24 protein-coding genes are annotated in these 26,662 nt (G+C 46.5%); 9 read left to right on the forward strand and 15 right to left on the reverse strand.

Annotated elements, in window-relative coordinates; genetic code table 11:
• Positions 1–10: 10 nt before the first annotated feature.
• The 8 genes from rapA to PGW99_RS07435 form a co-directional block, all read right to left on the reverse strand.
• A complete protein-coding gene (rapA, locus tag PGW99_RS07400) occupies positions 11–2,848 on the reverse strand; it encodes an RNA polymerase-associated protein RapA (protein ID WP_273776980.1) in 2,838 nt (945 codons plus the stop codon).
• A 141-nt stretch (positions 2,849–2,989) separates the two neighbouring features.
• Complete coding sequence (locus tag PGW99_RS07405; RefSeq protein ID WP_273776982.1) at positions 2,990–3,634, reverse strand: RluA family pseudouridine synthase; 645 nt, start codon at positions 3,632–3,634, stop codon at positions 2,990–2,992.
• Between the two features lie 127 nt (positions 3,635–3,761).
• Complete coding sequence (locus PGW99_RS07410; RefSeq protein ID WP_273776983.1) at positions 3,762–4,472, reverse strand: phosphopantetheine-binding protein; 711 nt, start codon at positions 4,470–4,472, stop codon at positions 3,762–3,764.
• Between the two features lie 152 nt (positions 4,473–4,624).
• Positions 4,625–5,041 (reverse strand): GlcG/HbpS family heme-binding protein, encoded by a 417-nt coding sequence (locus tag PGW99_RS07415; RefSeq protein ID WP_273776984.1) that lies wholly within the window; start codon positions 5,039–5,041, stop codon positions 4,625–4,627.
• Positions 5,042–5,126: 85 nt separating this feature from the next.
• Positions 5,127–6,425 carry a glutamate-1-semialdehyde 2,1-aminomutase gene (hemL, locus tag PGW99_RS07420; protein WP_273776985.1) on the reverse strand — a complete coding sequence of 433 codons (1,299 nt, stop codon included), beginning with the start codon at positions 6,423–6,425 and terminating at the stop codon, positions 5,127–5,129.
• A 47-nt stretch (positions 6,426–6,472) separates the two neighbouring features.
• Positions 6,473–7,090 carry a thiamine phosphate synthase gene (gene thiE, locus PGW99_RS07425; RefSeq protein ID WP_273776986.1) on the reverse strand — a complete coding sequence of 206 codons (618 nt, stop codon included), beginning with the start codon at positions 7,088–7,090 and terminating at the stop codon, positions 6,473–6,475.
• 165 nt (positions 7,091–7,255) lie between these two features.
• Complete coding sequence (locus tag PGW99_RS07430) at positions 7,256–7,684, reverse strand: YqaA family protein (protein WP_273776988.1); 429 nt, start codon at positions 7,682–7,684, stop codon at positions 7,256–7,258.
• 45 nt (positions 7,685–7,729) lie between these two features.
• Positions 7,730–8,365 (reverse strand): hypothetical protein, encoded by a 636-nt coding sequence (locus PGW99_RS07435; protein ID WP_273776989.1) that lies wholly within the window; start codon positions 8,363–8,365, stop codon positions 7,730–7,732.
• 105 nt (positions 8,366–8,470) lie between these two features.
• Here PGW99_RS07435 and PGW99_RS07440 point away from each other — a divergent pair, with 105 nt between their 5' ends.
• Positions 8,471–8,866, forward strand: a complete 396-nt coding sequence (locus tag PGW99_RS07440) for a DUF3144 domain-containing protein (protein ID WP_273776990.1) — start codon at positions 8,471–8,473, stop codon at positions 8,864–8,866.
• A 34-nt stretch (positions 8,867–8,900) separates the two neighbouring features.
• Here PGW99_RS07440 and PGW99_RS07445 read toward each other — a convergent pair whose 3' ends face one another.
• Complete coding sequence (locus PGW99_RS07445; protein WP_273776991.1) at positions 8,901–11,672, reverse strand: M16 family metallopeptidase; 2,772 nt, start codon at positions 11,670–11,672, stop codon at positions 8,901–8,903.
• Positions 11,673–11,807: 135 nt separating this feature from the next.
• Positions 11,808–12,611, reverse strand: coding sequence for a PhzF family phenazine biosynthesis protein (locus tag PGW99_RS07450; RefSeq protein WP_273776993.1), 804 nt, complete (start codon positions 12,609–12,611; stop codon positions 11,808–11,810).
• Positions 12,612–12,741: 130 nt separating this feature from the next.
• On the opposite strand from PGW99_RS07450, the gene PGW99_RS07455 reads away from it, so the two are divergent.
• A complete protein-coding gene (locus PGW99_RS07455) occupies positions 12,742–13,332 on the forward strand; it encodes a flavin reductase family protein (protein WP_273776994.1) in 591 nt (196 codons plus the stop codon).
• 59 nt (positions 13,333–13,391) lie between these two features.
• Here PGW99_RS07455 and icd read toward each other — a convergent pair whose 3' ends face one another.
• Entirely contained in the window at positions 13,392–14,645 is a 1,254-nt protein-coding gene (gene icd / locus PGW99_RS07460) for an NADP-dependent isocitrate dehydrogenase (protein ID WP_273776996.1), read from the reverse strand.
• 199 nt (positions 14,646–14,844) lie between these two features.
• On the opposite strand from icd, the gene PGW99_RS07465 reads away from it, so the two are divergent.
• Positions 14,845–15,630: a pseudouridine synthase gene (locus PGW99_RS07465; RefSeq protein ID WP_273776998.1), complete on the forward strand. Its 786-nt coding sequence runs from the start codon at positions 14,845–14,847 to the stop codon at positions 15,628–15,630.
• A gap of 9 nt (positions 15,631–15,639) precedes the next feature.
• On the opposite strand, the gene PGW99_RS07470 is transcribed toward PGW99_RS07465, so the two are convergent.
• Together PGW99_RS07470 and PGW99_RS07475 are read right to left on the reverse strand one after the other, a co-directional pair.
• Positions 15,640–17,016 (reverse strand): heavy metal sensor histidine kinase, encoded by a 1,377-nt coding sequence (locus PGW99_RS07470; protein ID WP_273776999.1) that lies wholly within the window; start codon positions 17,014–17,016, stop codon positions 15,640–15,642.
• Positions 17,013–17,684, reverse strand: a complete 672-nt coding sequence (locus tag PGW99_RS07475; RefSeq protein ID WP_273777001.1) for a heavy metal response regulator transcription factor — start codon at positions 17,682–17,684, stop codon at positions 17,013–17,015. Before PGW99_RS07475 ends, PGW99_RS07470 begins: the two co-directional genes overlap by 4 nt.
• Before the next feature lie 120 nt (positions 17,685–17,804).
• Between PGW99_RS07475 and PGW99_RS07480 the strand changes: the two genes are divergently transcribed.
• The 3 genes from PGW99_RS07480 (at position 17,805) to paaI (ending at position 19,236) form a co-directional block, all read left to right on the forward strand.
• Positions 17,805–18,305, forward strand: a complete 501-nt coding sequence (locus PGW99_RS07480; RefSeq protein WP_273777002.1) for a heme-binding protein — start codon at positions 17,805–17,807, stop codon at positions 18,303–18,305.
• A 12-nt stretch (positions 18,306–18,317) separates the two neighbouring features.
• Entirely contained in the window at positions 18,318–18,716 is a 399-nt protein-coding gene (gene uraH, locus PGW99_RS07485; protein WP_273777003.1) for a hydroxyisourate hydrolase, read from the forward strand.
• A gap of 127 nt (positions 18,717–18,843) precedes the next feature.
• Positions 18,844–19,236, forward strand: a complete 393-nt coding sequence (paaI, locus tag PGW99_RS07490) for a hydroxyphenylacetyl-CoA thioesterase PaaI (protein WP_273777005.1) — start codon at positions 18,844–18,846, stop codon at positions 19,234–19,236.
• Between the two features lie 23 nt (positions 19,237–19,259).
• Here the strand turns inward: paaI and PGW99_RS07495 are convergent, their stop codons facing one another.
• A complete protein-coding gene (locus PGW99_RS07495) occupies positions 19,260–20,324 on the reverse strand; it encodes a DUF2971 domain-containing protein (protein WP_273777006.1) in 1,065 nt (354 codons plus the stop codon).
• A 79-nt stretch (positions 20,325–20,403) separates the two neighbouring features.
• Positions 20,404–22,107, reverse strand: coding sequence for a M61 family metallopeptidase (locus PGW99_RS07500; protein WP_273777008.1), 1,704 nt, complete (start codon positions 22,105–22,107; stop codon positions 20,404–20,406).
• Between the two features lie 180 nt (positions 22,108–22,287).
• Between PGW99_RS07500 and PGW99_RS07505 the strand changes: the two genes are divergently transcribed.
• From PGW99_RS07505 to PGW99_RS07515, 3 genes are all read left to right on the forward strand, one after another.
• Positions 22,288–23,583, forward strand: a complete 1,296-nt coding sequence (locus PGW99_RS07505) for a D-alanyl-D-alanine carboxypeptidase PBP6B (protein ID WP_273777010.1) — start codon at positions 22,288–22,290, stop codon at positions 23,581–23,583.
• Positions 23,584–24,075: 492 nt separating this feature from the next.
• Positions 24,076–24,558 (forward strand): FKBP-type peptidyl-prolyl cis-trans isomerase, encoded by a 483-nt coding sequence (locus PGW99_RS07510; protein WP_273777012.1) that lies wholly within the window; start codon positions 24,076–24,078, stop codon positions 24,556–24,558.
• A 131-nt stretch (positions 24,559–24,689) separates the two neighbouring features.
• Positions 24,690–26,123 (forward strand): cryptochrome/photolyase family protein, encoded by a 1,434-nt coding sequence (locus PGW99_RS07515; protein ID WP_273777013.1) that lies wholly within the window; start codon positions 24,690–24,692, stop codon positions 26,121–26,123.
• Positions 26,124–26,662 lie beyond the last annotated feature (539 nt).

A 26,662-nucleotide genomic window follows, 5' to 3' on the forward strand; every position in this document is an offset into this window, starting at 1 on the left:
CTCTGCAGTATTATGGTTTAACCACCACCAGAACCTGAATGGCTTCCGGTGTCACGGCTAAACCGTTTAACAGGCTCAGACCTTCTTGTTGCAGCTTTTGTAAACGGTCAATTTCATCCTGACGAATGCTCGGGTTGAACTGTTTCAGATAGTTCAAACGATCGATTTCATATTGCCACTTGCTGCCATAGATCTCTTTCGCCTGCTGTTTCAGACCATCCAATGAACCGCGTGCAATTTCCAGTGCCTGTGTATATCGTTGTTCGATCACTTCTCGGCGTGCTTTTACCACCTGACGGCAGCTATTGCCATCTAAATGATGCAAGTACGGTTTCAAAATGGTTGGATCGATTTTAGCAGAGAGATCCTGACCATTTTCACTGAGCAAGACACGAATCAACTGTTGTGGCAAGCTGGCCGGTAGATTCAAGGCTCTCGGTGCGATCACATCAACCTTAAACCAGACTTCAAGCAGCACGGTCCCTTGTTTCAAGGCATTGGATTTGAGCAGTGCAACATTGGTACTGCCAAAGGCCTGGGTTTGCATCATTTCCATGACGCTTTCGATAAATGGATGCTCAAGGGTGAGATATTGTGCATCTTCACGAATCTGAGCCTGATCACGATAAAAGGTCGCAGTCATGCCTTCTTCATCCAGCGTCAGACCTTGCACCTGCATCTGGTCGGTCGGCTTGATGATTACCGTACCATTGCTTTGCTCATCAAAATCGATATTGGTGGCGGCCATGAAGCGTTTAACAAACATCGGCAACAGGGTGTTGTCATCATAATCTTCCAGTGCCTGCACAATTTCTTGCGCTACCACAGGACGGCATGAGTTGTATTCGAGCAAACGGTCACGTCCAGCCTGCAGTTCGACTTCAAGTGCCTGACGCTGAGTATTCACTTCTTCCAGTAAATCTTCAAACACCTGACCTTGATCAGACAACAGACAGTCTTTCAGATCGACAATAAAGTTTTCCTGCAAGGTCTGCGCCGTTGGTGAAATATTACTGAAAATGTTCAAAGCTTCGTTGTACCAGCGGAACATGCGTTCTTGCGCAGTTCCAATCAGATAAGGCACATGAATCTGGATACGGTTTTGCTGACCAATACGGTCCAGACGGCCAATACGCTGCTCGAGCACATCTGGATTGGCAGGTAAATCAAACAGGATCAGATCCGAAGCAAACTGGAAGTTACGCCCTTCTGAACCAATTTCAGAACAGAGCAGGATTTGTGCACCATAACTTTCTTCTGCAAAGTATGCAGCCGCCTGATCACGTTCCAACAGACTCATGCCTTCATGGAACATGGCAGTACGGATACCGGCATGCAAGCGCAAGGCATTTTCCAATGCTTCCACTACAGGTCCACTACGGGCAATCAACAAGACTTTTTTATGCTTGAGTTCTTTGCGCAGGATGTCCATTAGCCATGGCACACGCGGATCAGTCTGCATCCATGAGCCATCAAGCTGCGATTCTTCTGGCCACATCTGCTCGCGCATTTTGCCGTCTTTCGACCAGTTTTCTGGCGCCGGCAGTGGCGCAGGCTGACAGTCACGCCCCGGGAATCCCTGAATCGCTTCACGGGTATTACGGAACAGGATACGGCCTGTTCCATGACGATCCAACAATTCATGAATCGCACGGAAACGCTGTTCTGGCTGGTCTTCAATACGATGACCCAACAAACCTTCCAAAGCTGCCAAATGCTGTTCGCTCAGAGGCTGGTCAGACATCAACACTTCAGCAATTTTTGCCGTGTGTTGGTATTGTTCTTCTTCATCCAGGAAGCGGTCTAACGAGCTAAAACGTTGCGGATCGAGCAAACGTAGACGGGCAAAATGACTTTCCACCCCGAGCTGCTCTGGAGTTGCAGTCAGTAACAATACACCCGGAGTCAGTTGAGCCAACTCTTCTACCAGGTCATAGCGGTCATTGCCACCGTCCTCTTCGTTCCACATCAAGTGATGCGCTTCATCCACCACCAGCAGATCAAAGCCGGCTTCAACGGCCTGCTCACGCAAGTCCTCATGGTCAATCATCAGATCGACACTGGCCAGGATACATTGCTCGGTCAGGAACGGATTCTGTTCCGGATCGTGTTCCTTAATGGCTGCGGTACGCACCAAATCAAAAATCGAGAACTGCAGATTGAAACGGCGACGCATTTCAATCATCCACTGATATTGCAGTGAATCCGGTACCAAAATCAGTACGCGTTCAGCACGGCCGGTTTTCAGTTGCTGGTGAATGATCAGACCCGCTTCAATGGTTTTACCCAAGCCAACTTCATCGGCCAAAAGCACACGCGGTGCAAAACGCTTACCCACTTCATGCGCGATATACAGCTGATGCGGAATCAAACCGACGCGTGGTCCAACCAGACCGCGTAACGGACTGGTCTGCATCTGGGCCTGCATTTGCATGGCCTCAATACGCAGGTCATACCATTCTTTATAATCGATCTGGCTGGCCAACAGACGGTCGAGCGGTTTGGATAACTGGATTTGTGCGCCAATCCGGGTTTCATTCAGGGCCTTACGTTCCTGTTCACCATCTTCAAGTGTACGCACCACATGATAACGGACCACGCCCTGCTGCTCTTCGAGTGACTCGACCATCCACAGGTTGCCTTCCTGATCGTGGACTTCATCTTGCGGGTTAAAGATAATTCGCGATAAAGGTGCATTATTGCGGGCATAGACCCGGGTTTCATCACTTTTGGGGAATAAAATGCTGATGGAACGCTCATCCACATCAATAAGAACCCCTAGACCGAGTTCCGTTTCTGTATCTGATAGCCAACGCTGACCAATAGCAAATTGCTGCAATTTTTCCACCTTTATCTTAAGTTAGGACTACATCTGATCATTCAGACGGTACGTACACGTTGCACGGTGTAGTCTTTTTTCAGCATTCTATTTTGACACAACCACTCATGAAAAGTGAGTAGATTCAGTCATCATAAAATGGTTGTTACATTAAAACGGCGCTGCACAGTAAAAGTTCAGCATTTCATCGCTCTGAGGATGTGCGAAACTTAACTGTTCCGCATGTAAACATAAACGGGGCGTCAATTCCTGCTGCTCAGGCTGAGCATACAAGGTATCTCCTACAATCGGATGACCTAAATACTGCATATGCACACGCAACTGATGCGAGCGTCCGGTAATCGGCGTCAGCTTGACACGGGTGACTGGCTGATCGTGCAGAGTAAAATGCTCAATTGCCTGCCAATGGGTCAATGCCGGTTTCGCTGCGGTCGGATCCGCGATATGCAGGGGGGGCCGTGTCGGATCATAGACCACAGGAACATCGATGGTTCCTTCACCGGTCAAATGCCCCGCCACCAGAGCGTGGTAGGTTTTCTCGGTCTGGCGTTCCTGAAACTGGCGGGAAATTCGGTTCTGTCCCAAACGGGTGAGACCAAAAACCAGAATACCTGAGGTATCCCGATCCAGACGATGAATTAATAAGGTTTTGGGTTCTAAAGCGACAAGACGGGTTAACACACTGTCTTGCAGGTCTTCACCTTTGCCGGGCACGCTGAGGATACCAGAGGGTTTATGGATCACCATAAAGTCTTCATCACGATGAATCAGGTGTTCGGTTAGAAAATTAGGCAATGTTCTATTCCAAAGGTGATTTCGAAAACGAGCCGGCAATAATAAAAATCTTAGCCCAGAATTACAATGCAAAATCAGCAAATCTGCTCAAGTTTTTCTGCTTTTCACCAAAAAGCATGACTCGACTTTAACGCTGCGGATGCAATGGCAATTGTTGCAGTAACGCCTGCAAGTTTGGACGCTGCAAAAAATCCTCATAGCTAATATTCGCTCCGTTGGCACGCCATAGGCCAATCAGAGTTACCATGGCCACTGAGTCTAGACCATACTCACGTAAATCAGTCGCTAGATCTATTTCCATCGGGTGTAAATCCAGCTGTTCCGCCACGGCCAACAAAATGCCCTTTTCGGATAGAATCTGTTCAGCAGGTGCACTCAGGGACCAGAGACGAGTCAGACTATAAGTATTCATATGATGAATCTGTTGCTGACTCATCGAATCAATCCACTGGATATGCTGCTCGACGCTACTGGCCAAAACTGCGTCATCCACCACACAGACCTGCTCTGTCACACTATGCACATGTCTTAACACCTGATTAAACAAGCCATCCATCTGGCCGGCCAAGACCAGTTGACTGTCAGCAGCTAAATATTGCCCCAACGCCATCAGTTCTTTTTCTGGCTGGTCACTGTTAATCGAAAGTACAGGGATTTCCAGCGCCTGGGCTTTTTTCAGCAGACGCTGCAGATGCACCGCCAAATCGCTTTCAGCCCAGCCTGATAACTGTTCCAATGCGTTTAGATTCAGCAGGATCAATACACTACGGGAGGACTGAATCGACCATTTGGCCTGACTGGGTGTGAGCTGGATTTTTTTAGGTAAGGCATACAACATGGTCATTCCAAACAGCAGTAATCAACAGACAATACATTCAGGTCGGACAACTGACCCTTGGCAAAATTTCCTCGCGCGGCAAAAGCACTCGAATTTTTATCTTAGAACTGATCAGATAAAATAAATCCACCAGATCAGCACCTTGCTTTCGCTTAATCTTGAGCCGCCAAAAACTGTGCAATCGCAACTTGGGCAATTTCAGCATCTTCATAGGATTTAACGCCTGAAACACCAAAAGCACCGATGACTTGACCTTGATAAAGAATCGGTTCACCACCTTCCAGCATTCCCGAGAAGCTTTGCATGGTGACAAACCCGATCTGGCCTTTTTGAATCAGGCTTTCCAACACTTGTGAAGGAATCCGGCTGAGTGCTGAACAGCGTGCCTTTTCTACCGCTAGATTGGCAGTCATTGGAGATGCGCCATCTAGACGTTTCATCGCCAGCAGACAGCCCGAATCATCGACCAGTGCAATACTGACATTCCAGTTTTTCTGTTTGGCGTAATCGACAGCCAACTGCAGCAATTGCTCAGCATCCTGCTCGGTTAAATAGGCTTTGGTTTTCATTGTTTCATCTCTATATCGTCAATGCGAATTCAATTAGGTCGACACGAAAAAAGCCCAGAGACTGGGCTTTTTGCTTCCTGCCGGATTATTTCATTTCAGCAAAGGTTTCACGCGCAGCCTGAATGGTATAAGCAATATCTTCATCACTGTGGGCAGAGGAGATAAAGCCGGCTTCAAAGGCAGAAGGGGCAAAATTCACACCACGCTGCAACATGCCATGGAAGAATTCCTTAAATGCTTCCACATCGCAAGCCAGCATGGAATCAAAGCTGGTAATGTCCTCTTGATCGGTAAAATACAAACCAAACATCGCGCCCGCCTGCTGGGTCTTGAACGGAATGCATGCTTCATCGGCAGCCGCCTGTAATCCGCTCAACAACTTTTCCAATTGCGCAGAGAGATTTTCATAGAAGCCCGGGGCACGTAAATGCTTAAACATTTCAATCCCGGCGCGCATCGCCAACGGGTTACCGGACAAGGTTCCTGCCTGATACACCTTACCGAGTGGTGCAATGCATTGCATGATTTCGCGTTTCCCACCGAAAGCGCCCACTGGCAAACCTGCGCCAATAATCTTGCCCAAAGTGGTCAAGTCCGGTTTGACATTGTAATGCGCCTGCGCGCCACCTAAGGCCACACGAAAACCGGTCATCACTTCATCAATAATAAACACGGATTTATATTCATCACAGACTTCACGAATCGCTTGCAGGAAACCTTCCACCGGTTTCACCAGGTTCATGTTGCCCGCCACAGGCTCAACAATCACTCCGGCAATTTCATGGCCGAATTTGGCAAAACATGCTTTTAAGGTTGCAATATCGTTATACGGCAAAGTCAGAGTGTGTTTAGCAAAATCAGCCGGTACACCCGCTGAAGTCGCTTCGCCTTCGCCACTGGTCAATAATCCGGAACCGGCTTTCACCAGTAAAGAATCCGAATGGCCGTGGTAACAGCCTTCAAATTTCACGATCTTGTCACGGCCAGTATAACCACGCGCCAGACGGATCGCGGTCATGGTCGCTTCAGTTCCCGAGTTGGTCATACGCACCAGCTCAATCGACGGCATGATTTCACAGATAATATCGGCCAATGTGGTTTCATGAACCGTTGGCGCACCAAAGCTCAAACCGTCCTGCGCTGCTTCCTGTACCGCCTTGATAATCGCAGGATGGGCATGACCTAAAATCATCGGTCCCCATGAACCGACATAATCTACATAGCGTTTGTCATCTTCATCCCACAAATACGCACCTTGGGCTTTTTTAATGAAGACTGGTGTGCCACCTACCCCGTTAAAGGCACGTACAGGAGAATTGACACCGCCTGGAATATGTTTATTGGCCTGTTTAAATAACTGTTCTTGCTTTGCAGATAAACTCATGGAAAGTCTCAACTGATTTTAAATTCTAAATAACGATCAAATCTGGCTTAATTTTGGCTAAATAAGTTCGCCCAGGCCTGCACACGTGCAGGAATCTCTGGGGTTGGCAACGCCAGAATATCACTGATCACCGCACACAGGTTCGCACCACTTTGCACAACCACCCCGGAATTTTCCACCGTCAGACCACCAATCGCACAAATCGGCAGATCAAACTGTGGACGGGCAGCTTTTAGCGTTTCAAGGCCGATATGACCCGCTTCAGGCTTGGTTGCTGTTGCATAGATGGCACCAAAAGCCACGTAACTCGCGCCATCCTGTACCGCCTGTTCTGCCAGTGCAATCGAGTTGGCACAGGTTCGCCCAATGATGGCATCTGCTGGCAAACGGGATCTGGCTTCATAAATTTCGCCATCCGTTTGTCCCAAATGCACACCCAGCCCGAATTGCTCCGCCAGTTGCAGGTTGTCATTAATCAAAAAAGGCACCTGATACTGCTGACAGAGCTGCTGAATGCGTTCGATTTCAGCGGGCTGATCGGGTAGCGATACTTTTTTGCGACGATATTGCAAGATCGCCACATGGCCGGTTGCGAGCGCAGCCTGGAGTTTTTCCAGTAACAGATCAATCGGATGATCATTGGTGATCAGATATAAACCGCGCATAATTCCTCGCCTACCGACAGAAATACAAAAGACCTCGCGAGTATAGCAAAATCAGGCTCATGCTCTCTCCTCTTACGTTTATTTTATAAGGATTCGCGTGTTTTTCTTCCACATTTAAATGAGAAAACTATCCACGGATGATCAGCACATTCTTTCAGGATCTCTTCAGCCCATAATACCGCGATAGCCCAGATACAACACCAGATAGCGTGATACTTTGGCAATGCTGACCAAAATCAGAAAACGCCACCAGGATTCTTTTAAAAATCCGGCAATCAAGGTCAAAGGATCACCAATCACCGGTACCCAACTCAGCAATAGCAAACCCGAACCATACTTGGCATACAGCGCTTGGCTCTTAGCAATTTGCTGAGGCGAAAAAGCAAACCAGCGTTTATGCTGAAAATGCAACAATGAACGCCCCAGATACCAGTTGACTGTCGAACCAAGAATGTTGCCCACTGACGCGACCAAAATCAGCAGCCAAGGTGCATAGCCTGAGTAATGCAGGCTTGAAACCAGTACGGCTTCAGACTGTAATGGCAATAAGGTCGCTGCGCCAAAAGCACTGAGAAACAGGATCAACAGAATCATGCGTGTGTTCGATTCGGTTGATTTAAAGTAGGCGCATCCAACCGATTAGCCACGATATTTACCATAGACTTTCCAGGTATTGTTGTCCGCCAAGGGATCGCTATAACTGTCACTGCGCTGTTTACGCGGCTTATCGCGAGCGTCCACCAATTGAAAATGTGGCTCCACACTCAGCACAATCCCGTTGACATAAAACCGGGTACGCGTGTACTCACTCTGCCCATGCTGGAACACATAAGTGCGCAAATCAATAAATTCACGATGTGCCACTAATGCAGCCGTATCATCACTGTGCAACCACTGGCTCATCGCCTGCACCTGTTCCGGTTCAAACTGGCCGCACTTGTCGAGCAGACTGGCGATACCACGAAAGGTTTTCGATTCTTTGGCACGGGTTTTATTGATACGGATGCGATCGACATGAAAATAAAACAGCGGCAGATTCAGATGGCTGGGTAAATGCACGGCATCGAGGACTTCGTCTTGCATAAAAGGTTGAAACAGATCCTGAGCCCGTTCAATCAGTCCCTGCCACTGTCGATAGTAACCATCGACCTCATGCTTCTGGCCATAATAGATCGGCAACCCTTCCACATGCGCCAACTGCACGGGAGGCCAGATATTCTGTCGCAGTAAGGCAATGTCACTTTTCAGGCTTTGTACCGCAATCGCATCTTGCATTGGTGCATCCACACATACTTAGGCTATTTTTAGACTACGGCAAAGGTTCAGTTTCTGCAAGGCTTTGCCTATAATAGAGCCTTATTCTTGCGTTGGAAAATTGCCATGTCTCAAAAAATTGAAGCAACGGATGTCACTGAAGAAGAAGCGCTCAATGCTGTTTTTTTTGAACGTGCTGATGGATTTATCAAACAGGCCAATGAGTTTTGCCGTCCTCAACCCGGACAGCAGCCGAATCCCGCCGAGTTGCGTGGACAAGTGAGCGCGGCCATGCTGTTTGCAACTGCACGTTTTAATACTTGGGTGGCTGCCAACAATTTTAAAGATGGCAAGGAAATGCTGGATGCCAAAGATCAGGTGATGGCCTATCTGGTTCAGCAATTCCAGATGATGCTCGAAGACAATTACGATGAATACTGCGAGCAGTTTGATAACTATCTGCGTTTCCGTAAAAACGAGGAATTTCATCTGCACAAGCATGACCATGATCACGAGCATTAATCGCTCAAAAGAAAAGCCCCAGATGGGGCTTTTTTTACGACTTTTGTTTTGGCGCAGGCTGTCCATACTGGTCGGCCATTACCTCGACCAACTGTTCCGGTTTCAGATATTTCTGGATGACACGATCCAGATCTGCCTTGGTCAGTTTGGCAATTTGCTGGTCACGCTCCGCACGATGGGCCAGCGTTTTACCCAGCTCAAGCTGGCTGTTGAGCATACGGTGAATCGAGCGTTCATCTTCAAGTGAGGTGACACGCTGTTTCATAATGTCGGCTTTTGCGGCTTCCAATTCCTGCTCGGTCACACCACTGGCCAATAAATCTTTCAAGACTCTATGCACTGCCTGGCTCACCTGTGCCGCTTTGCCTGCGGTGTAGTTGGCTTCAATGGTCAAAGCTCCGACATCCTGATGCGCATCCAGTTCCAACTGACTGCCAAAACCATACACCAGTGCATTCTTCTCGCGCAGCTCTTGTGCCAGACGGGAAGATAGTTGTGAATTGCCTAAAATATGGCTCAGTACCAGCAAGGCCGGCGCATCCGCATGATAGATGCCGACTGGCATACTCAGCATACTCTGATAATTGCCAAACTCACGCTGTTCAGACAGCACATGTAACTGCTGGGCAGGATAACGGTGATATTGCGGTACCACTTTGCTGAAAGCCTGCTGAGAATTCCATTGTCCCAACTGCTGTTCCAAAGTTTTTTGCATACTGGCTGGATCAAACTCGCCGGTAATGGCGATTTGTGCATGATTCATGGCAAAAAACTGCTGATAAAGCTGTTTGACCTTGGCTTGAGTAGACTCATTCAGCTGCTGTTTGGCCCATTCAGGTTCAAAGTGATAACGTAGATCTCCCGGCTGATAAATTTCCAGTTGACGTGCCATGGTCAGTGCTGCCACGGTTTCCGGTTCGGTATAAGGACGGTTCAGGCTGGCCAGACTTTGTGCCTTGATCAGGTCAAACTGGGATTGCTCAAAGCTCGGTTGCTTCATCAGCCCGAGCACAAAATTGAAATAATCCGCGAACTGCTCTTTTTTCGCCTGGATGCGAATAGTCACCCCATTCCCGCTGGCTTCAGCGGTTGCTTCACCGCCTGCCGCAATCGAACGGTCGGCAATTTCTTGCAAGCTATGCTGATCTGTACCGCGTAGCAACAAATAAGCCATCAAGTCCAGCACCTCACCCTGTTTAAACAGGGATTGGGCATTGCCAAAATCAACGGTCAGCGTGGCATAGGTTTTATTGTCACGCGTCGAAGTTGGAAACAAGGCATAACGCAGGCCATTTTTCAGTTGACCGCGCTGGATTTTTTGTTCAGTCGTGTCTAGCAGTTGATGAGAGGCCGTCACAAACTGCTGCACTTCCTGGCGATAGATATTCGGATCTTTTAACGCTTGTGACGGCATTTGCTGGCTAGCCAATGTTTTGCTTGGCAAGGCCTTTTGCTGCACCGCCTTTTTTTGCGCTTCAGGAGTCGGTTGAATATCACCGGTGATGCGATGCTTGGCATTCAGGAATGCATCAAGCTGCTGGTTCACTTCAGGCAAACTCAACTGCTGGATGCGCTGCTGATCGGCAAAATACTGCGACCAGTTGCCGTCCTCCGTCACTACATAATCACTTAACATGCTTCCCACGGCCACCGCATTGGTGAGCAAACTGTCATGATCATTCTGAATCAGGTTTTTCACCCGTTTCAATTCCGTTTCAGTAAACGGTGCATTCTGCTCCACGCCCTGAGTCAGGCCTTGCTCGACCTTTTGAGCATCATGGTTCGGTGCATAAATTGCGCCGAGAAAAACTAGATTAAAATCCTTTTCTGACCAGGTGGTGGCCTGTACCTGAGTGCTCAGTCCGCTTTCCACCATGCCCTGATACAAATGCCCACTCGGCTGCATGGTATACAAATACGGCGTTAAAGCCAGAATTGGCTGTAACTGTTTATTCTGGCCATCCATATAAATGTGGAATCTGGCCAGATCACTGCCCTTTTTCACCACAAACTGACGCTGCTTGATCTGGCTGACATCTAACGGTGCCACTTTCGGTTGTGCAGGCACCTGACGTGCAGGAATCGGACTAAAGTACTGGTCGATCTGTTTCAGCACCTGGGCCTTATCAAATTTACCGGCAATCACCATCACCGCGTTATTCGGTGCATACCAGGTCCGATAGAAGCGTTGCAGTTCCGGCATCTTGATGGATTTCAATTCAGCCAGGTCACCAATCGGCAACCGTCCTAATGACTGGTTGCCATAGGCCGATTTCCACATCTGATCAATCAGCACAGCAAAAGGCTGATCCAAACGGATTTCACGTTCGCGTTTGACGATCTCAATTTCACTGGGCACAAACTTCTGTTGCAGTACCAGCTTATCCATGCGCTCGGACTCAAGATAGATGATCTCATTCAGCGCTTTCGCATCCGGGCGAACAATGTTGGTGTATTTGGTCGAGTAATAATCCGTGCTGGCATTGGTCATCAAGGTATATTGATCCAGACGGCGCTGAAACTCATCCCCTTTGACATTCACCGTGCCTTTAAACGCCAGATGTTCCAGCAAATGAGCCAAGCCGCCTTTGCCCTTTGGATCATTTAATGCACCCGTGAAGTACACCGTGTTCATAAACACTTTATTTTCTTTTTCATTCGGCGCAAGAATAACGCGGAAACCGTTGTCCAGCTTGTATTCTTCAATATTCTGCTGGCTTTTCACCAAGACGACTTCTGCACCTGAGACGGCACTGACCGCCATCACGCACATAGCAAGGGTAAGTTGCTTGAACCGCATCAACATAATCGTTCCAATTTTCTTTGAGGATTTCAAACCGTTATCGAGTTTTATAATAAAAAATCAGGCTATTTTTAAATAGTAGAGTTTTGCAAATACAGCCTAGCACACACACGGGTGATGCGGAGAAAAGATCTGTTTTTATAACAGCAACTCGGCGCGCATATACATTTTGGCATAGCCAGAAATTTCGATACGTCCATCGGCCTGTAAACAACACTCCAACTCACCACCACGTTTGGATGCCTGATAAGCCAGAATACGCGGCTTCTGCAACTTTTCCGCCCATAGTGCAGCGATACCGGTATGCAACGAGCCAGTGACCGGATCTTCAGGAATCCCCTGATGCGGAGCAAAATAACGGCTGACACAGTCATAAGCAGCCCGGCCAGGTGCAGTGACAGCTACACTGCGTGCATAGTCTTGGCCAATCTGTTCGATCAAGCGCATGTCCGGCTGTAGCTGTTCTACGGTTTCGGCATCCTCACACAACACAATAAAGGCCTGACTGTTTGTATACACTTCAACGAGATGATCCAGTCCCAGCGCTTGCGTCAAGGCTTTGGGATAATCTTCCACACGATACGGCATACGTACCGGAAAATTCATCTGGATCTTGCCGTCCTGCACTTGCGTAATATGAAACACGCCCAAGTCAGCCACATGAAAATGGATCTGAGACACAGTGGTATAGTCTTGAAACAGTACAAAACTGCTGGCCAAAGTGGCATGCCCACAAAAATCGACTTCATTGGTCGGTGTGAACCAGCGAATGGCATAGTTTTCAGCATCAATGATTTTGACAAAAGCCGTTTCGGAAAGGTTATTTTCCATCGCAATGTTCTGCATCAAAGATTCGTCCAGCCATTCTGGCGTGATCAACACGGCGGCAGGATTGCCCTGAAACAGATTGCGGGTAAACGCATCAACCTGATACATCTTCATATGACTGTTCTCTCTTCATGTTCATGCCGTTCTATCCCAACGGAGCATCGGGTTTTCGCCTATGCTAGGCAGCAGGATTGGGCTTCTTTTATAATACAAAACATGACATTTTCCAGAAGAATGAATCGTTATGTTTGCCCATCTACAGCCGGTTGAACTCGAAAAATCATATCGTTTAATCAATCACGGACCGACTGTTCTTGTGTCTGCACAGTATCAGGATGAACGTGATGTAATGGCAGCATCTTGGGCCTGTGCCGTCGAATTTTCTCCAGCCAAAGTCAGCGTGGTACTGGATAAAAGCTGCAAAACCCGCAGCCTGATTGAACAGTCCGGTTACTTTGCCTTGCAAGTAGCGACCTTAAAACAGCTGGAGATACTGTACCATTTGGGAACGCACAGCTTGTATGATCTTCCCGACAAACTCAAGCAGAGTGGAGTCCGTTTATTCCAGTTTGAAGGCTTCGAGCACATTCCAGTCGTGCAGGATTGCTCGGCTTGGCTGTTATGTCAACTGATTCCTGAACCGCACAACCAGCAAAACCACGATCTGTTTATGGGTCGTGTGGTGGCAGCTTTTGCGGATGACCGGGTGTTCCATCATGGACACTGGCATTTTCAGGATGCCGCGCCGGAATGGCGCAGCCTGCATCATGTCGCGGGTGGACATTTTTATACGATTGGTGAACCTGTCAGCGCCAAAAATGCAGTCACACGCTGATCTCTCAAAGACAAAACCCACGGTCAACGCGGGTTTTGACTGGATTACCAATGGGAACATTATTCCATATTGTTGATAATCGCCTGGCCAAATTCGGAACAACGCAACAAGGTTGCATCTGGCATCAGACGTTCAAAGTCATAGGTCACGGTTTTTGCTGCAATCGCTCCCGATATCCCTTTGATGATCAAATCCGCTGCTTCGGTCCAGCCCATGTCACGCAGCATCATTTCCGCAGACAGGATGATCGAACCCGGGTTGACCTTGTCCTGCCCCGCATATTTTGGTGCAGTACCGTGCGTGGCTTCATACATGGCGATAGCCCCGCCAATATTGGCACCGGGTGCAATCCCGATCCCGCCAACTTCAGCCGCGAGTGCATCGGAAATATAGTCACCGTTCAGGTTCAGTGTGGCAATCACTGAGTAATCCGCCGGACGCATCAGGATTTGCTGCAAAAAGGCATCTGCGATCACATCTTTAATGATAATGTCCTTGCCGGTTTTAGGATTTTTAATCTTGACCCAGGGACCACCATCAAGCAGCTCGCCACCAAAACGTTCCAGTGCGATTTCATAACCCCACTCTTTAAAGGCTCCTTCGGTGTACTTCATGATGTTGCCTTTGTGCACCAAGGTTACAGAAGGCTTGTCATTGTCGATTGCGAACTGGATGGCTTTACGCACCAGACGCTGCGTGCCTTCTTTCGAGACCGGCTTAATGCCAATGCCGCAGTTCTCTTCAAAACGGATCTTGGTGACACCCATTTCTTCTTTTAAAAATTTGATGACTTTTTTCGCTTCTTCAGAATCCGCTTTCCATTCAATCCCAGCATAGATATCTTCCGAGTTTTCACGGAAAATCACCATGTCGGTCAATTCGGGATGCTGCACCGGTGAAGGTACGCCCTCAAACCAGCGCACCGGACGTACACAGACATAAAGATCCAATTCTTGACGCAACGCCACGTTCAGAGAACGGATCCCGCCACCGACTGGCGTGGTTAAAGGCCCCTTGATCGAAACCACAAATTCACGCAGAGCCTCAAATGTTTCTTCCGGCATATAGCTGCCATAGATGGTATTTGCTTTTTCACCGCAATATACTTCCATCCATTCGATCGAACGTTTGCTACCATAGGCTTTCAACACGGCTGCATCGACAACAGCCTTCATTGCTGGTGTAATATCAACACCAATCCCATCGCCTTCAATGAACGGGATGATTGGATGGTTGGGTACATTAAGGGATAAGTCAGCGTTTACTGTAATTTTTTCACCGTCCGCTGGTACTACGATCTTCTGATAACCCATTGTGCAGGTTCTCCTCATGGCGCTGGCAAATTATAAATGTAGGCTTATTTTTAGGAATATACTTTTATCTTTTGTATACGCGTTTTATCTTAGAGCAAATGAATTCTTGAGGTGATTTTTGTGGAAAATATGATCATTTTTCCAATGAATCCATCCTCGCTATTTACTTATTTTTTACAGACTAAAGTTGCAATTTTTCATGAAAATCGTTCTATTTAACAAGCCCTTCGACGTCATGTCGCAATTTCGTGAAGATGAAAAGCATTTGACGCTCTCGCATTTTATTCACGATCCTGACTTGCGTATTGCCGGTCGTCTGGATTTGGATTCAGAAGGATTAATGTTTTTAACGGATCACGGCGGACTGAATCAGTTTATTACCAATCCGGCCAGCAAAAAATACAAGACCTATCTGGCTCAGGTCGAAGGTGAAATTACCGAAGAAGCTCTTGAGCAGTTGCGCAAAGGGATTGAACTCAATGATGGTATGACCCTGCCTGCACGCGCGCACAAAGTGGATGAGCCGACCTGGTTATGGGAACGTCATCCACCTGTACGCTACCGTGCCAGCGTGCCAACCTCTTGGGTGGAAATCCAGATTTGTGAAGGTCGTAACCGCCAAGTGCGCCGCATGACAGCTACTGTCGGCTTCCCGACTTTACGACTGATCCGCACCAAAATCGGTTCCATCGATTTGGTGCAAATGGGATTGCAACCTGGTGAGCAGAAAGAAATTGAACCTCTACTTTACCCAGACTTTAAAGATGTGCCAGCAGAACAGCCCTATCGCTCGCGTTCTTACGTGAAAAAACCGGGCGGTACTGGTGGAAAACCACTGCATCAAAAGAAAACCAAAGAAGGTGAAAAGAAAAAACCATCTGGCACCAAGCGCATCTGGCAGATGGATGAAAGCGAAAAACCGCGTCGCAAGACCAACGGTACGACCCGTCCCAACACCAAAAGTCGCGGCCGTCGTCCTCGCTAATCCTTTCGCTTACACCGTCTTGGGAAATGTTAAGCGAAATATCACACCTTGTGCTTGGTTCATCACGGTCGCCTGACCGTGATGTAACTGCATAATCGAAGCCACAATCGCCAGCCCTAAGCCTCCCGTCTGCGCTTTGCTGTGCCGACTACGATCCACCTGGTAAAAACGTTCAAAGAGATGCGCGAGATGGTTTTCCGGAATCGTAATGCCTTCGGTCAGCACCTCAACGTGAATGTCTGTTTCACTCTGCTGTGCGCACAGCAGGATTTTTCCGCCCCATGGGCCATAATCAATGGCATTCATCAACAGGTTGGATAAGGCTCGCTTGAAAAGATCGGGATGGGCGCTGAGTTGTAAATCCGGGGTGATCTGGACATCAATCTGCATCTGACGCTCTTCAGCCAGAAAGGCAAAATACTCCACCACCTCCGCAACCACGCTTGCGACATGAAACGGCACCCGCTCTAGCGGCACAGTGCTCTGTTCAGCACGCGCAATAAACAGCATGTTATCAATCATGTGTTTGAGGCGTTCATATTCTTCCAGATGCGAATCTAACAGCTGTTCCAGCTCCTGCGTTTGCCGCGGCTGCATCAGCATAATCTGAGTTTGTCCCATCAGGTTGTTCAAGGGGGTACGCAATTCATGGGCAATATCTTCGGAAAAACGCGCCAACTGTTCATAACTGGCCTGAATTTTTACCAGCATTTCGTTCATGGCCAGACGTAACTGTTCCACTTCCAATGTCGAACTGGCGATATCCAGCAGCTCACCACGTTCGGGATGATGAATCATTTGCGTTTGTAGCACCAGCGCATTCAGCGAGCGCAACAAATATTGCCCTGCCCAGCGTGCCAGTAATGTGGCCAAGACAGTACCCAACAGACTCAATAGTACCAGCCGACCCAAATAAGCATTCAGGATCTGATCGCCTTCATCCAGCTGTTTACCTGCCAACAGCAGATAGGGCTGTTGCTGGAATAACACGGTTTTATAGGCCAGCCGGGTCGTAGCATTGTGCGGTTGATTATTCAGGTAAATGATTTCTGGACTTGTAGGCAAAGGTGGTAATTGAATTTGTAAGGGATTGATCGAGATCAGGGTCTGCTGTGCATTTCTCAGCATCAACAGATTATCTTCCTGCCCCAACATATTTTCATACAGTTCAGGATGCACAATTAAGATCTGGAAGCTTTGCTGGTCTTGTAAAAACAGCTCAATCCGTTCCAGTCGTGCTTTTAAAGCCTGATCCTGCTGTTCAGCCACGATGCGCTGCATCTGCTGGTAAGACAACACACCGATACAGCCAAACACCACACAGCAAATCAGGCCAAAGATCCAGCTGAGCCGTGCAATTAAACTTAAATTTCGCCAAAACTTCATGGCAATACATCCAGTTTATAGCCCAGACCGCGAATGGTATGAATCAGTTTCGGCTGAAAATGGTCATCTATTTTGCCACGCAAACGGCGAATGGCGACATCCACCACATTGGTGTCGGTATCAAAATTAATATTCCAGACCGATGAAGCGATTTGTGCTCGGGTCAGCACCTCACCACGATGCTGCATCAGCAACTGTAACAAGGCAAATTCTTTCTGGGTCAGCTCAATCTTGATTTGGTCACGATGCACCGTATGTTGCACACGATGCAAACACAAATTTGCGACCTGATAGCTTTCGTTTTCCATCTGCCCACTACGGCGCAAAAGACTTTTAACCCGGGCCAACAATTCAATATACGAAAACGGTTTGACCAGATAATCATCCGCCCCTAGCTCCAGTCCTTTCACCCGATCCAGCACATGATCTTTTGCGGTCAGCATCAGTACAGGCACTTTAGTAAAAGTTCTCAGGGTTCTAAGAACCTGCCAGCCATCTAGCTCAGGCAACATCACATCCAGAATCACCAGATCAAAATGGTATTCTTTTAGGCAAAGCAAAGCGTGCACACCATCTTGCGCAAGCGAACAGAAATAACCGGACTCTGTTAAGCCTTTGGCCAGAAAACTGGCAATTTTGGCTTCATCTTCAACAATTAAAATATGCATGTCGCTAGTCTAGCCTGTATCACCAGAAGAAAGATGACAAAGCTGTAATCTGATTATCATCTTGCCGAGGCTTGAGAGAATTTAAGCTAGTCGCATCATTTTAGTTTATCTCAACGCATAATGAAGAAATTACTTTTCAGCCTAGCCTTTTCTAGTGGCCTGTTAGCCCAAACCGTCTGGGCGACGCCGGCTACAGCCTATATTCTTGATTTAAAACTTTCCAATCAATTGGCACAGCAGGTTATGCAAACCTGCATTAAAAAAAGTAAACCTGCTGCGGTAGTAATTCTAGATCAGACTGGGCAGGTGTTGGCGAGCCAGCGACACGAAAGTGTTGGCCCGCATAATCTGATTGCAGCACAACGCAAGGCTTTCACTGCCTATTCCACGAAAACCAGCACCTTGGATTTTATGCGTTCTGCTCAGAAAAATCCGGATGCCACCAACCTGAATACACTGCCTGAACTCCTGCTGCTTGGAGGTGGCGTCCCGCTTTTGTATAAAAACCAGCTGCTGGGTGCCGTAGGTGTCGCAGGTGCAGGCGGTTCGGTACAGGATCATGCCTGTGCACAACATGCAGTTGGTCAAATGCTTAAAACCCTTGAGAACTCTCAACGCTAAAAAGGATACGTCATGAAAAAATTACTGTTCGCAACCGCTAGTCTGTTTCTTTCCAGTTATACGCTGGCGCAGAATCCATTGAGTGTGCATGTGCTGAACCTGGAAAATGGCTTGCCTTCAGCTGAGGTAAAAGTGACCTTAGAAGAACAGCAACAAGGCAAATGGGTACAGATTGCGCAGGCCACGACCAACGCACAGGGCCGGATTAGCGGGCTTTTCCCAGAAAATAAAACATTTGTCAAAGGACTGTATAAAGTGACCTTTAAAACCGGAGACTGGTTCCAACAACGTCAGCAAAAGACCTTCTTTCCAGAAGTTCCGGTCATTTTTACCGTGGATGGTTCAGTCAATCACTACCATATTCCACTACTGCTCAGCCCTTATGGTTATTCAACCTATCGGGGCAATTAATCTTGTCTAAACTCAGAAGGCCCGCAACTGGGCTTTCTTTTATCTTGCCATTTCGGATCTATAATGCTATTTATGATTCAAATTATAATTAATTTAAAATAAAACGTATCTAAAAAGGAGTTTTGCTATGGATCAGCCCGTCAACCAGATGTTTAATCAGGACATGTTAATGCAGCAATTGGGAGCCCATCTGGTTTCACATCAACACAATACGGCGCAAGTTGAACTGAAAGTGACTGAACAGCATTTACAGGGCCATCAAACCTGTCATGGCGCAGTCATTTTTGCACTAGCGGATGCGGCTTTTGCAATTGCCTGTAATAGTGGTGAACATCCGGCGGTCGGCCAGCATTGCAGTATTAATTATTTAAAACCCGGCTTATTGGGCGATACCTTAACCGCGAAAGCTGAACATAAAGCCAGTAGTGGCCGTAGTGGAATTTATGACATTACCATCAGCAATCAGAAACAGCAGGTTGTTGCTGAGTTTCGTGGAACTTCGCGTTTGATTGTTAAGTAATCGTTATTTTGTTTTTTTAAAGCTCATGAAAGTGGGCTTTTCTCATTTAAACCCAATCTCCTATACACGTTATCTATTTCATCTAAATTGAAATATATTTTAATTGGGATAATATCCTCCTTATTCTTATAAAAACTTGCAAATATTATCGGCTCATTTCTTATTTCAGATTGATATGTAGATATCGCTATAGAATTTAAATAATCGAAGTAAGGATCTCGTCTAATAATTTCGGCAACTTTGTCGAAATAATCTGACGAAACATCCCAAGCATAACCATTATAATCAATACACGATTTATCGATGAATTTTAAAGTGTCTTTATATTTAGTTCCGTCCTTATATAAATCCTCAATCTCAATGCAGTTAAACCTATAACTATTAGGTTCAAGTTCGATTTGGTAATACTTGATTCCTCTGCCTTGCAATTCTTCCATCACTTGTTCTTGACATACTTTTGCAGCAGTCTCAGGAAGTTCCTCATTTTGAGATGACAAATCTTGTATAGTCTTAGGCATGCGCAAACCGAAATAAATTGCTTTTACTGCTCGAAAGTCATACTGTACTCTTCCATAATTATCCGTAACAATTCTAATTTCTTGTTCGTGTGCCCAGCTTGTTGATTTAGTACCTGACGTATACTGAAGTAATTTTTGAAAACTCTTATTATCATTATTAAGAAGTTTTTTTAAATCCAATTTTGGGGCAACATCTTGATACATAACATCAAGTGATATACTAGAGGATGTCCACTCCATTAGTTTTTCTAAATCATATTCAATACAAAAACCTGCATGAGAATCTGCATAATAGGCCCAAAGCAACTCATGCATAGCTGTTTTACTCAATGAATAAATGCCAACTTTTTCACGGATCTTATTACAAAGGTTATTCACACAATCTTTTAAATTAGCAACATCTTGAGCATATGTTTTTTCTAATAATTCGATTTGGTGATGAATCTGATCCTCTAAGAATAAATTTTCAAAGGGATCATTTAATCTGGATGGATGCGGAGCATAAAAATAATCATCTTTCAAAGAATTTAAATCACGCTGTGTACCATATCTATATTTGTATACTTTCATACTTTACTAACTTTTTTCTGTTTATAACAAAAAACCGATGTCTTTAACATCGGTTTTTTCACTTTAATCTGGTAATAAATTAAGCCTTTAACCAAGTCTCCAGTTTTGCCTGATCTTCAACTTTTAGCTCAACCGTGGTTAACCCAGTTTCCCCACCCTGCACTTCAAACTGCATCAATTCATCACGGCGGAAAGCAAACACTGTAAAAGTCCCCTGCTGTTTGGCGTATTTGGCCAGGAGTTTTTCTGAAGCTTTCAAACCATCAATCGCGATAATCACATCATTGGCAGAAAGGCCGGCTTGTGCTGCTGCACCATCACGGCGTGCTTGCTGAACCATTACGCCTTCAGGTTTATCTACCAGTTTCAAACCAAATGGCAAAGACTTGTCATTTTTCAGCGCGTAACTGAGACCAAACTCAGGCAATAACTGATCCAATGGCAATTCATCGGTGGTATTGATCAGGTGATTGATCTGCTCCACCCATTTTTGACCGGTAAGCTGTTCACAGATTTCAAAAATGCTGCGCTCATGCACCTGAATGCCCTGTTGTGCATTTTCATACAATTTACGCATCACGGCATCCAGACTCGAACCACGTAACCGCAGCCCTAAATCCAGACACAAGGCCACCAGACAGCCTTTGTTGTAATAGCTGGTGCCAGCATTGTTGGAGTTTTCATCCTGGCGGTAGAATTTCACCCAGGCATCAAAACTGGATTCAGCGACTGTTTGAATGAAACGCCCTGGATTCTGCAGATAACGGTCAATCTGGGTTTTTAGCAATTTCAGATAAGAATCTTGTGAAACCACGCCACTACGTAGCAAGATCAGATCATCGTAATAAGACGTGAAACCCTCAAAAATCCACAGCAGTGAGGTATAGCCTTCCTTATTCAGGTCGTAATTGACGAAATTTTCCGGACGGATAAATTTTACCAACCAAGAGTGGAAATATTCGTGGCTGCACAATCCCAAGAAACGTTGATAGTCTTCTGAAGGTTCCGCAGGTTCATCGGCTTTCGGCAAGTCTTCACGTGGGGTAATCAGACTGGTACTGTTCGGATGCTCCAGACCACCATAACTGTTGCCCGTCGCTATGGTCATAAAGGTATAGTCTGCAAAGGGTGCGGAACCGAACATCGCGATTTCAGTGGCACAGATTTTTTCAATGTCCTGCTTCATGCGCGCGGCATTCATGGCGTGCTGGCCAGACACCACAAACTCATGTGAAATGCCCTGTGCTTCAAAGCTGAAACGGGTTTGCTCTGCCAGCTCAAAAGGCGCATCAATCAGTTCCGCATAGTTTTGTGCTTTCAGTGTGTAACGACCACGTACCAGACTTTTCGCAGTCAAACCGGTGGCCAATTGAAAATGCTTGAGCTCATCCGGCAGGAAAATTTCCAGCTCAATCGGTGCCAGCTCTTGGCCTTCCAGCCCCAGACAGGCACAGGCCGGATTGACGTATAAACGGTTCTGATCGACATAGGCACCGCGTACTGACAGATCATAGGCATACACATCATATTCCACGGTGATCAGTTCGTGATCGGTGTTAAACAGACGCCATTTGTTTTTTTCGAACTTGCTGATTTTCAGTTGGCGGCCCGCTTCGTCGTAGGCTTTGACGGCTTCAATATGTTTGGCAAATTCACGGATCAGGTAGCTGCCGGGAATCCAGCTCGGCAACCAGAGCACCTGGTTGGGATTTGCCAAAAAACGCGCTGTAACGTGGATTAAATGTTGACGGTAATCATCGAACTCAATTTGATAATGCAACATAAGTCGGTATTCAGAAGCTATAAGCAGATAAATTGGCAATTAGCTTAACATTTTTTTATCCCTGATGCGGGTCTGTATTATTTGTCTACAAAATGGACTAGCCTTGCGAAAAAAAAAGGCATAGCATGCCGGTGTTTTCTGCATTTATTGCCACGGGATGGCACAACAAGGTATTGTCCGTTGAAAAGTTTCATTTACCTCTTTGCATTCTTCAGTTTTCTCTGCTCGACACTGGCCAATGCCAGCCTGCTCAATATTGTTCCAGAATCGGTTGAAGCTGAGGCCTGGACCATTGTCGATGCCCATTCCGGGCAAGTGATTGCCGAGCATAATAGCCATGTACAGCGTGCACCTGCTTCTCTCACTAAAATGATGGTAGCCTATATTGCCCTCAAGGAAATTCAGGCAGGTAAACTGCGCAAAGACGAAGTACTTACTGCAACACCGGTGGTGAACATGGTGCAGTGGGATGAATCGCAAATGTACCTGAAACCGGGTGAAAAGATTTCAGTGGATCAACTGTTGGCTGGTTTGGTGGTGATGTCAGCCAATGATGCAGCGGTGACTCTGGCGGAACGGATTTCAGGCAGCGTACCTAAATTCGTTGCCCGTATGAATCAGGAAGCCCAAGCCCTCGGCATGAACAATACCCATTTTGCCAACCCGGCCGGGATTTCCATGCCCGACCATTTTTCCAGTGCACACGACTTGGCACTGCTCGGTGAAGCACTGGTGACCACTACACCCGATTATCTGTTTTATTCCAAGCAGCAAAGTTTCAGCTATAACCAGCGTTTCCACCGTGCCACTAACTTGTTGTTAAAACAGGATCCTACAGTCGATGGTTTAAAAACCGGTTTTACCAAAGCCGCTGGCTATAACCTGGCCGTCACGGCCAATCGTCCAACCTTAAATCCAGACCTACAAAACCGTCGTCTGATTGTAGTGGTCATGGGAACCAAGAGTGCGATCAAACGGGCTGAAGTTGCGCACAAACTGATGAACTTGGCCTATAACTACACCCGTGATGAAGTGGTGATTAAGCGCCATCAACTACTCGCAGAACTGCCAGTGGTCAAGTCCACCTTAAAAATGTTCAAACTGGAAACTGAACAGCCGAAAACGGTCACCACTTCTTTATATGACCATCCCTACCCGATTGACCTGCAGGCTTTTGACAATCAGCGTCAGCGTTTGGTGCTGAATAATCTGACCATTGAGCCGCTACAGACTACAAAAACCCGTCTGAACATTGAAGTACATGAAAAACAACTCACCGCCCCATTGGCGCAGATCATGCAACTGGCCAGTGTGCATGTTTACCAAAATAATCACCTAATCCAGACCATCCAGATTCAAGCCAAAGTACAGATTGAAGAAGCCAATATTTTCCAGCGTTTCTGGATGTGGTTGGTTAACTTGCTCCCTTTTGGTGATCAATCCAGCTATATGGTAAAAACCTACCCTCTGGATTAATGTTTAGACCCTAAACATTCGTGCTAAGAGAAAAAAGATGGCTGAATCTGCCATCTTTTTTATGCCTGACGCATACCCTATACCCTATCTATAGACCAAAAACCTGCCACATTCACTACAAGACAAATCTATGGCTGTTTTAAATTCTTAGAACAAAGTACGATTTCATCTTCTCTTGAACAGCGAGCATTTGTAAAGCGACTAGGTCAAGTGACTGTGCAAGATCCAGATCAGCACATGAAGGACAAAAAAACTATTGATCAATCCTCTTTACTGATGATCTACGGTGATGCTGAAATGCAACCTCATTGAATCCAAGTTTTTATGTGAAAAAAATTGCCCCTTCTAAAAAAAATAATCTTGAAATTATCCAATCAACCCTAATTAATGAGTGAATTGACATCAAAAAGTAGAAATTTGCGCGAAGGTAGTCTACAAACGCCGCTTTTCACTTTATGATGTAACCCTGAAAAAATTGAATGGATCAATAACATGACCGCTATTGCAGATAACCACGTGGTTTCATTCCACTACACTTTAACAAATGCTGAGGGTGAAACTCTTGACCAGTCTCAAGGTGAACCACTTGCCTATTTGCACGGTGCAGGCAACATCATCCCTGGCCTAGAAAAAGCGCTTTTGGGTAAAACAGTGGGTGAGAAATTCACTGTAAACGTGCCTGCAGCAGAAGGTTATGGCGAATACAACCCAGCACTTGTACAAGAAGTTCCAGTACAAATGTTCCAAGGCGTAGAAAATGTACAGCCTGGCATGCAATTCCAAGCGCAAACTGATGATGGCGTACAAATCGTTACTGTTAAAGCGGTTGAAGGCGACAACGTGATCGTTGATGCCAACTTCCCATTAGCGGGTCAAGATTTGACGTTTGAAGTTGAAATCGTTGAAATCCGTGAAGCTTCTCAAGAAGAACTTGATCACGGTCACGTACATGGTGCAGGTGGTCACCACCACTAAGATCAACTTGATCGATAAAAGCAAAGCTTCGGCTTTGCTTTTTTTATGCCTGCACGGCTGATCTTCACAGATTTTTCTCAGGTCTGCAGCATAAAATATCGCTATAGCTAATTTTGCAGAGTTTGGATCACATGTCGGCTTATCAACTCATCTGGTTTCGTCAGGATTTACGCATTCAGGATCATGCTGCTCTCTGGCACGCTCAACAGGCTGGCCCTTGTATCGCACTGGTGATTTTGTCTCCTGAACAAAGCCGTTTACATGATGATGCCCCGATCAAGCTCGACTTTTATCTACGCCAGCTCGTACAACTGAAACAGCAGCTGAATGCACTCAACATTCCCCTGTTGATTGAAACCGTCAATCTCTATGGGGACATTCCAGCTTTTATTCATCAGTTGATGCAACAGCTTGAGATTTCACAAGTGTTTGCCAATATGGAACTGCCGGTCAATGAACAGCAACGTGACCAGCAGGTCGCGGCTTATCTCCAGCAGAATGGTCAACGTTTCACGCTGCTACAAGATCGTACCCTGTTCCCAGTCGCCAGTATTCGTAACAAGACGCAGCAGCCTTATCAGGTCTTTACAGCCTTTAAGAATGCCTGCTACGAGCGTCTGCAGCATAGCCTACCAGGTTGTTTCCCGGCTCCACACCTACAGCAACAGAACTGGCCGGATCTCAGTGCTTTCAATCAGCAAATTCCTGAGCTAGAGGCCTGTTTCGGCTATACGGTCACGGCGAAACAACAAGCTTTATGGCCCGTGGGTGAACAACATGCGCTGTCTGTGCTCGATGATTTTGTTGAACAGCGGGTCAAACAGTATAAAGAACAACGTGACTTTCCAGGTATCAGGGGAACCAGCCAGCTGTCTGGCTATTTAACCATTGGTATCTTATCCGTGCGTCAATGTATCCGGGCACTGTTTAGAGAGCAGCAAGGACAATTTATTCTGGACAATCCCGGGCAGCAGACCTGGCTGAATGAGTTGCTCTGGCGTGAATTTTACCAGCATATTCTGTTTGATTTCCCGCAGGTGTCCAAACACCGTGCCTTCAAAACCGCTACAGAACAAGTGCAATGGCGTGATGACCCGGAAGGTCTACAGCGCTGGCAACAAGGTCAAACCGGCATCCCAATCGTGGATGCAGGCATGCGACAATTGCTGGCGACGGGCTGGGTGCATAATCGGGTGCGTATGATTGTGGCGATGTTCCTGACCAAGAATCTGTTGATTGACTGGCGCCTCGGGGAACAGTGGTTTATGCGGCACTTAATTGATGGAGAGCTTGCCGCCAATAACGGTGGCTGGCAATGGTGTGCCTCCACAGGTACGGATGCAGCACCGTATTTTCGGGTGTTTAATCCAATCAGCCAGTCCGAAAAATTTGATGCGAACGGTGATTATATTCGCCAATGGGTGCCTGAACTGGCACATTTAAGCGCAGAACAGATTCATGAGCCGTATGGCAAAAATCCGATATTACGACTGAATTATCCACGTCCGATAGTAGATTTAAAATCCAGCCGCGTGCGTGCGATTGAGGCTTTTAAAAATCTTTAATAATGTCCAATTCAAACCAAATAGAACAGAAATTTTTATAGCCACACTTTCAATGAGTTGCTGAAAACGGCGGGATTGATGAAGAAATACGATAGACCTTGGTAACAAAACTTTACTTTCCCATGGTATACTCCATTTGTTCATCTACCCAACGGTATTCTAGTTGAATTTGGCATTTCCTTTGCTAAAAATACACTGATTGAACTGCTAGATTGGATTCTCTCCCTATCCAGGAAATACTGCTCGTTCAGATCAAGCTTGCGTCAACAAAATCGCCCTTTAGATTTTGTTTTTGGCATTTATCCCAATCAGACCTCCAAGCAACAATCAAAAACTGAATGGTGCTGATACAGAACTGTATCCGCCTTGATCGTTCAACGAAGTCAAGACGACGAAATTAAGTGTAACCAAGAAACACATGGATGCTTTCGCGTGTAATGGATTGAAGTCCTTGATAGGATTTTGAGCTCATTTCATTCGACTGCATTATGATGAATGCATTTGGCCAAGTTTTTTTAATTTTCGGCAGCAGTGAATTT

It is taken from the genome of Acinetobacter sp. GSS19 (assembly GCF_028621895.1).
GTDB lineage: Bacteria > Pseudomonadota > Gammaproteobacteria > Pseudomonadales > Moraxellaceae > Acinetobacter.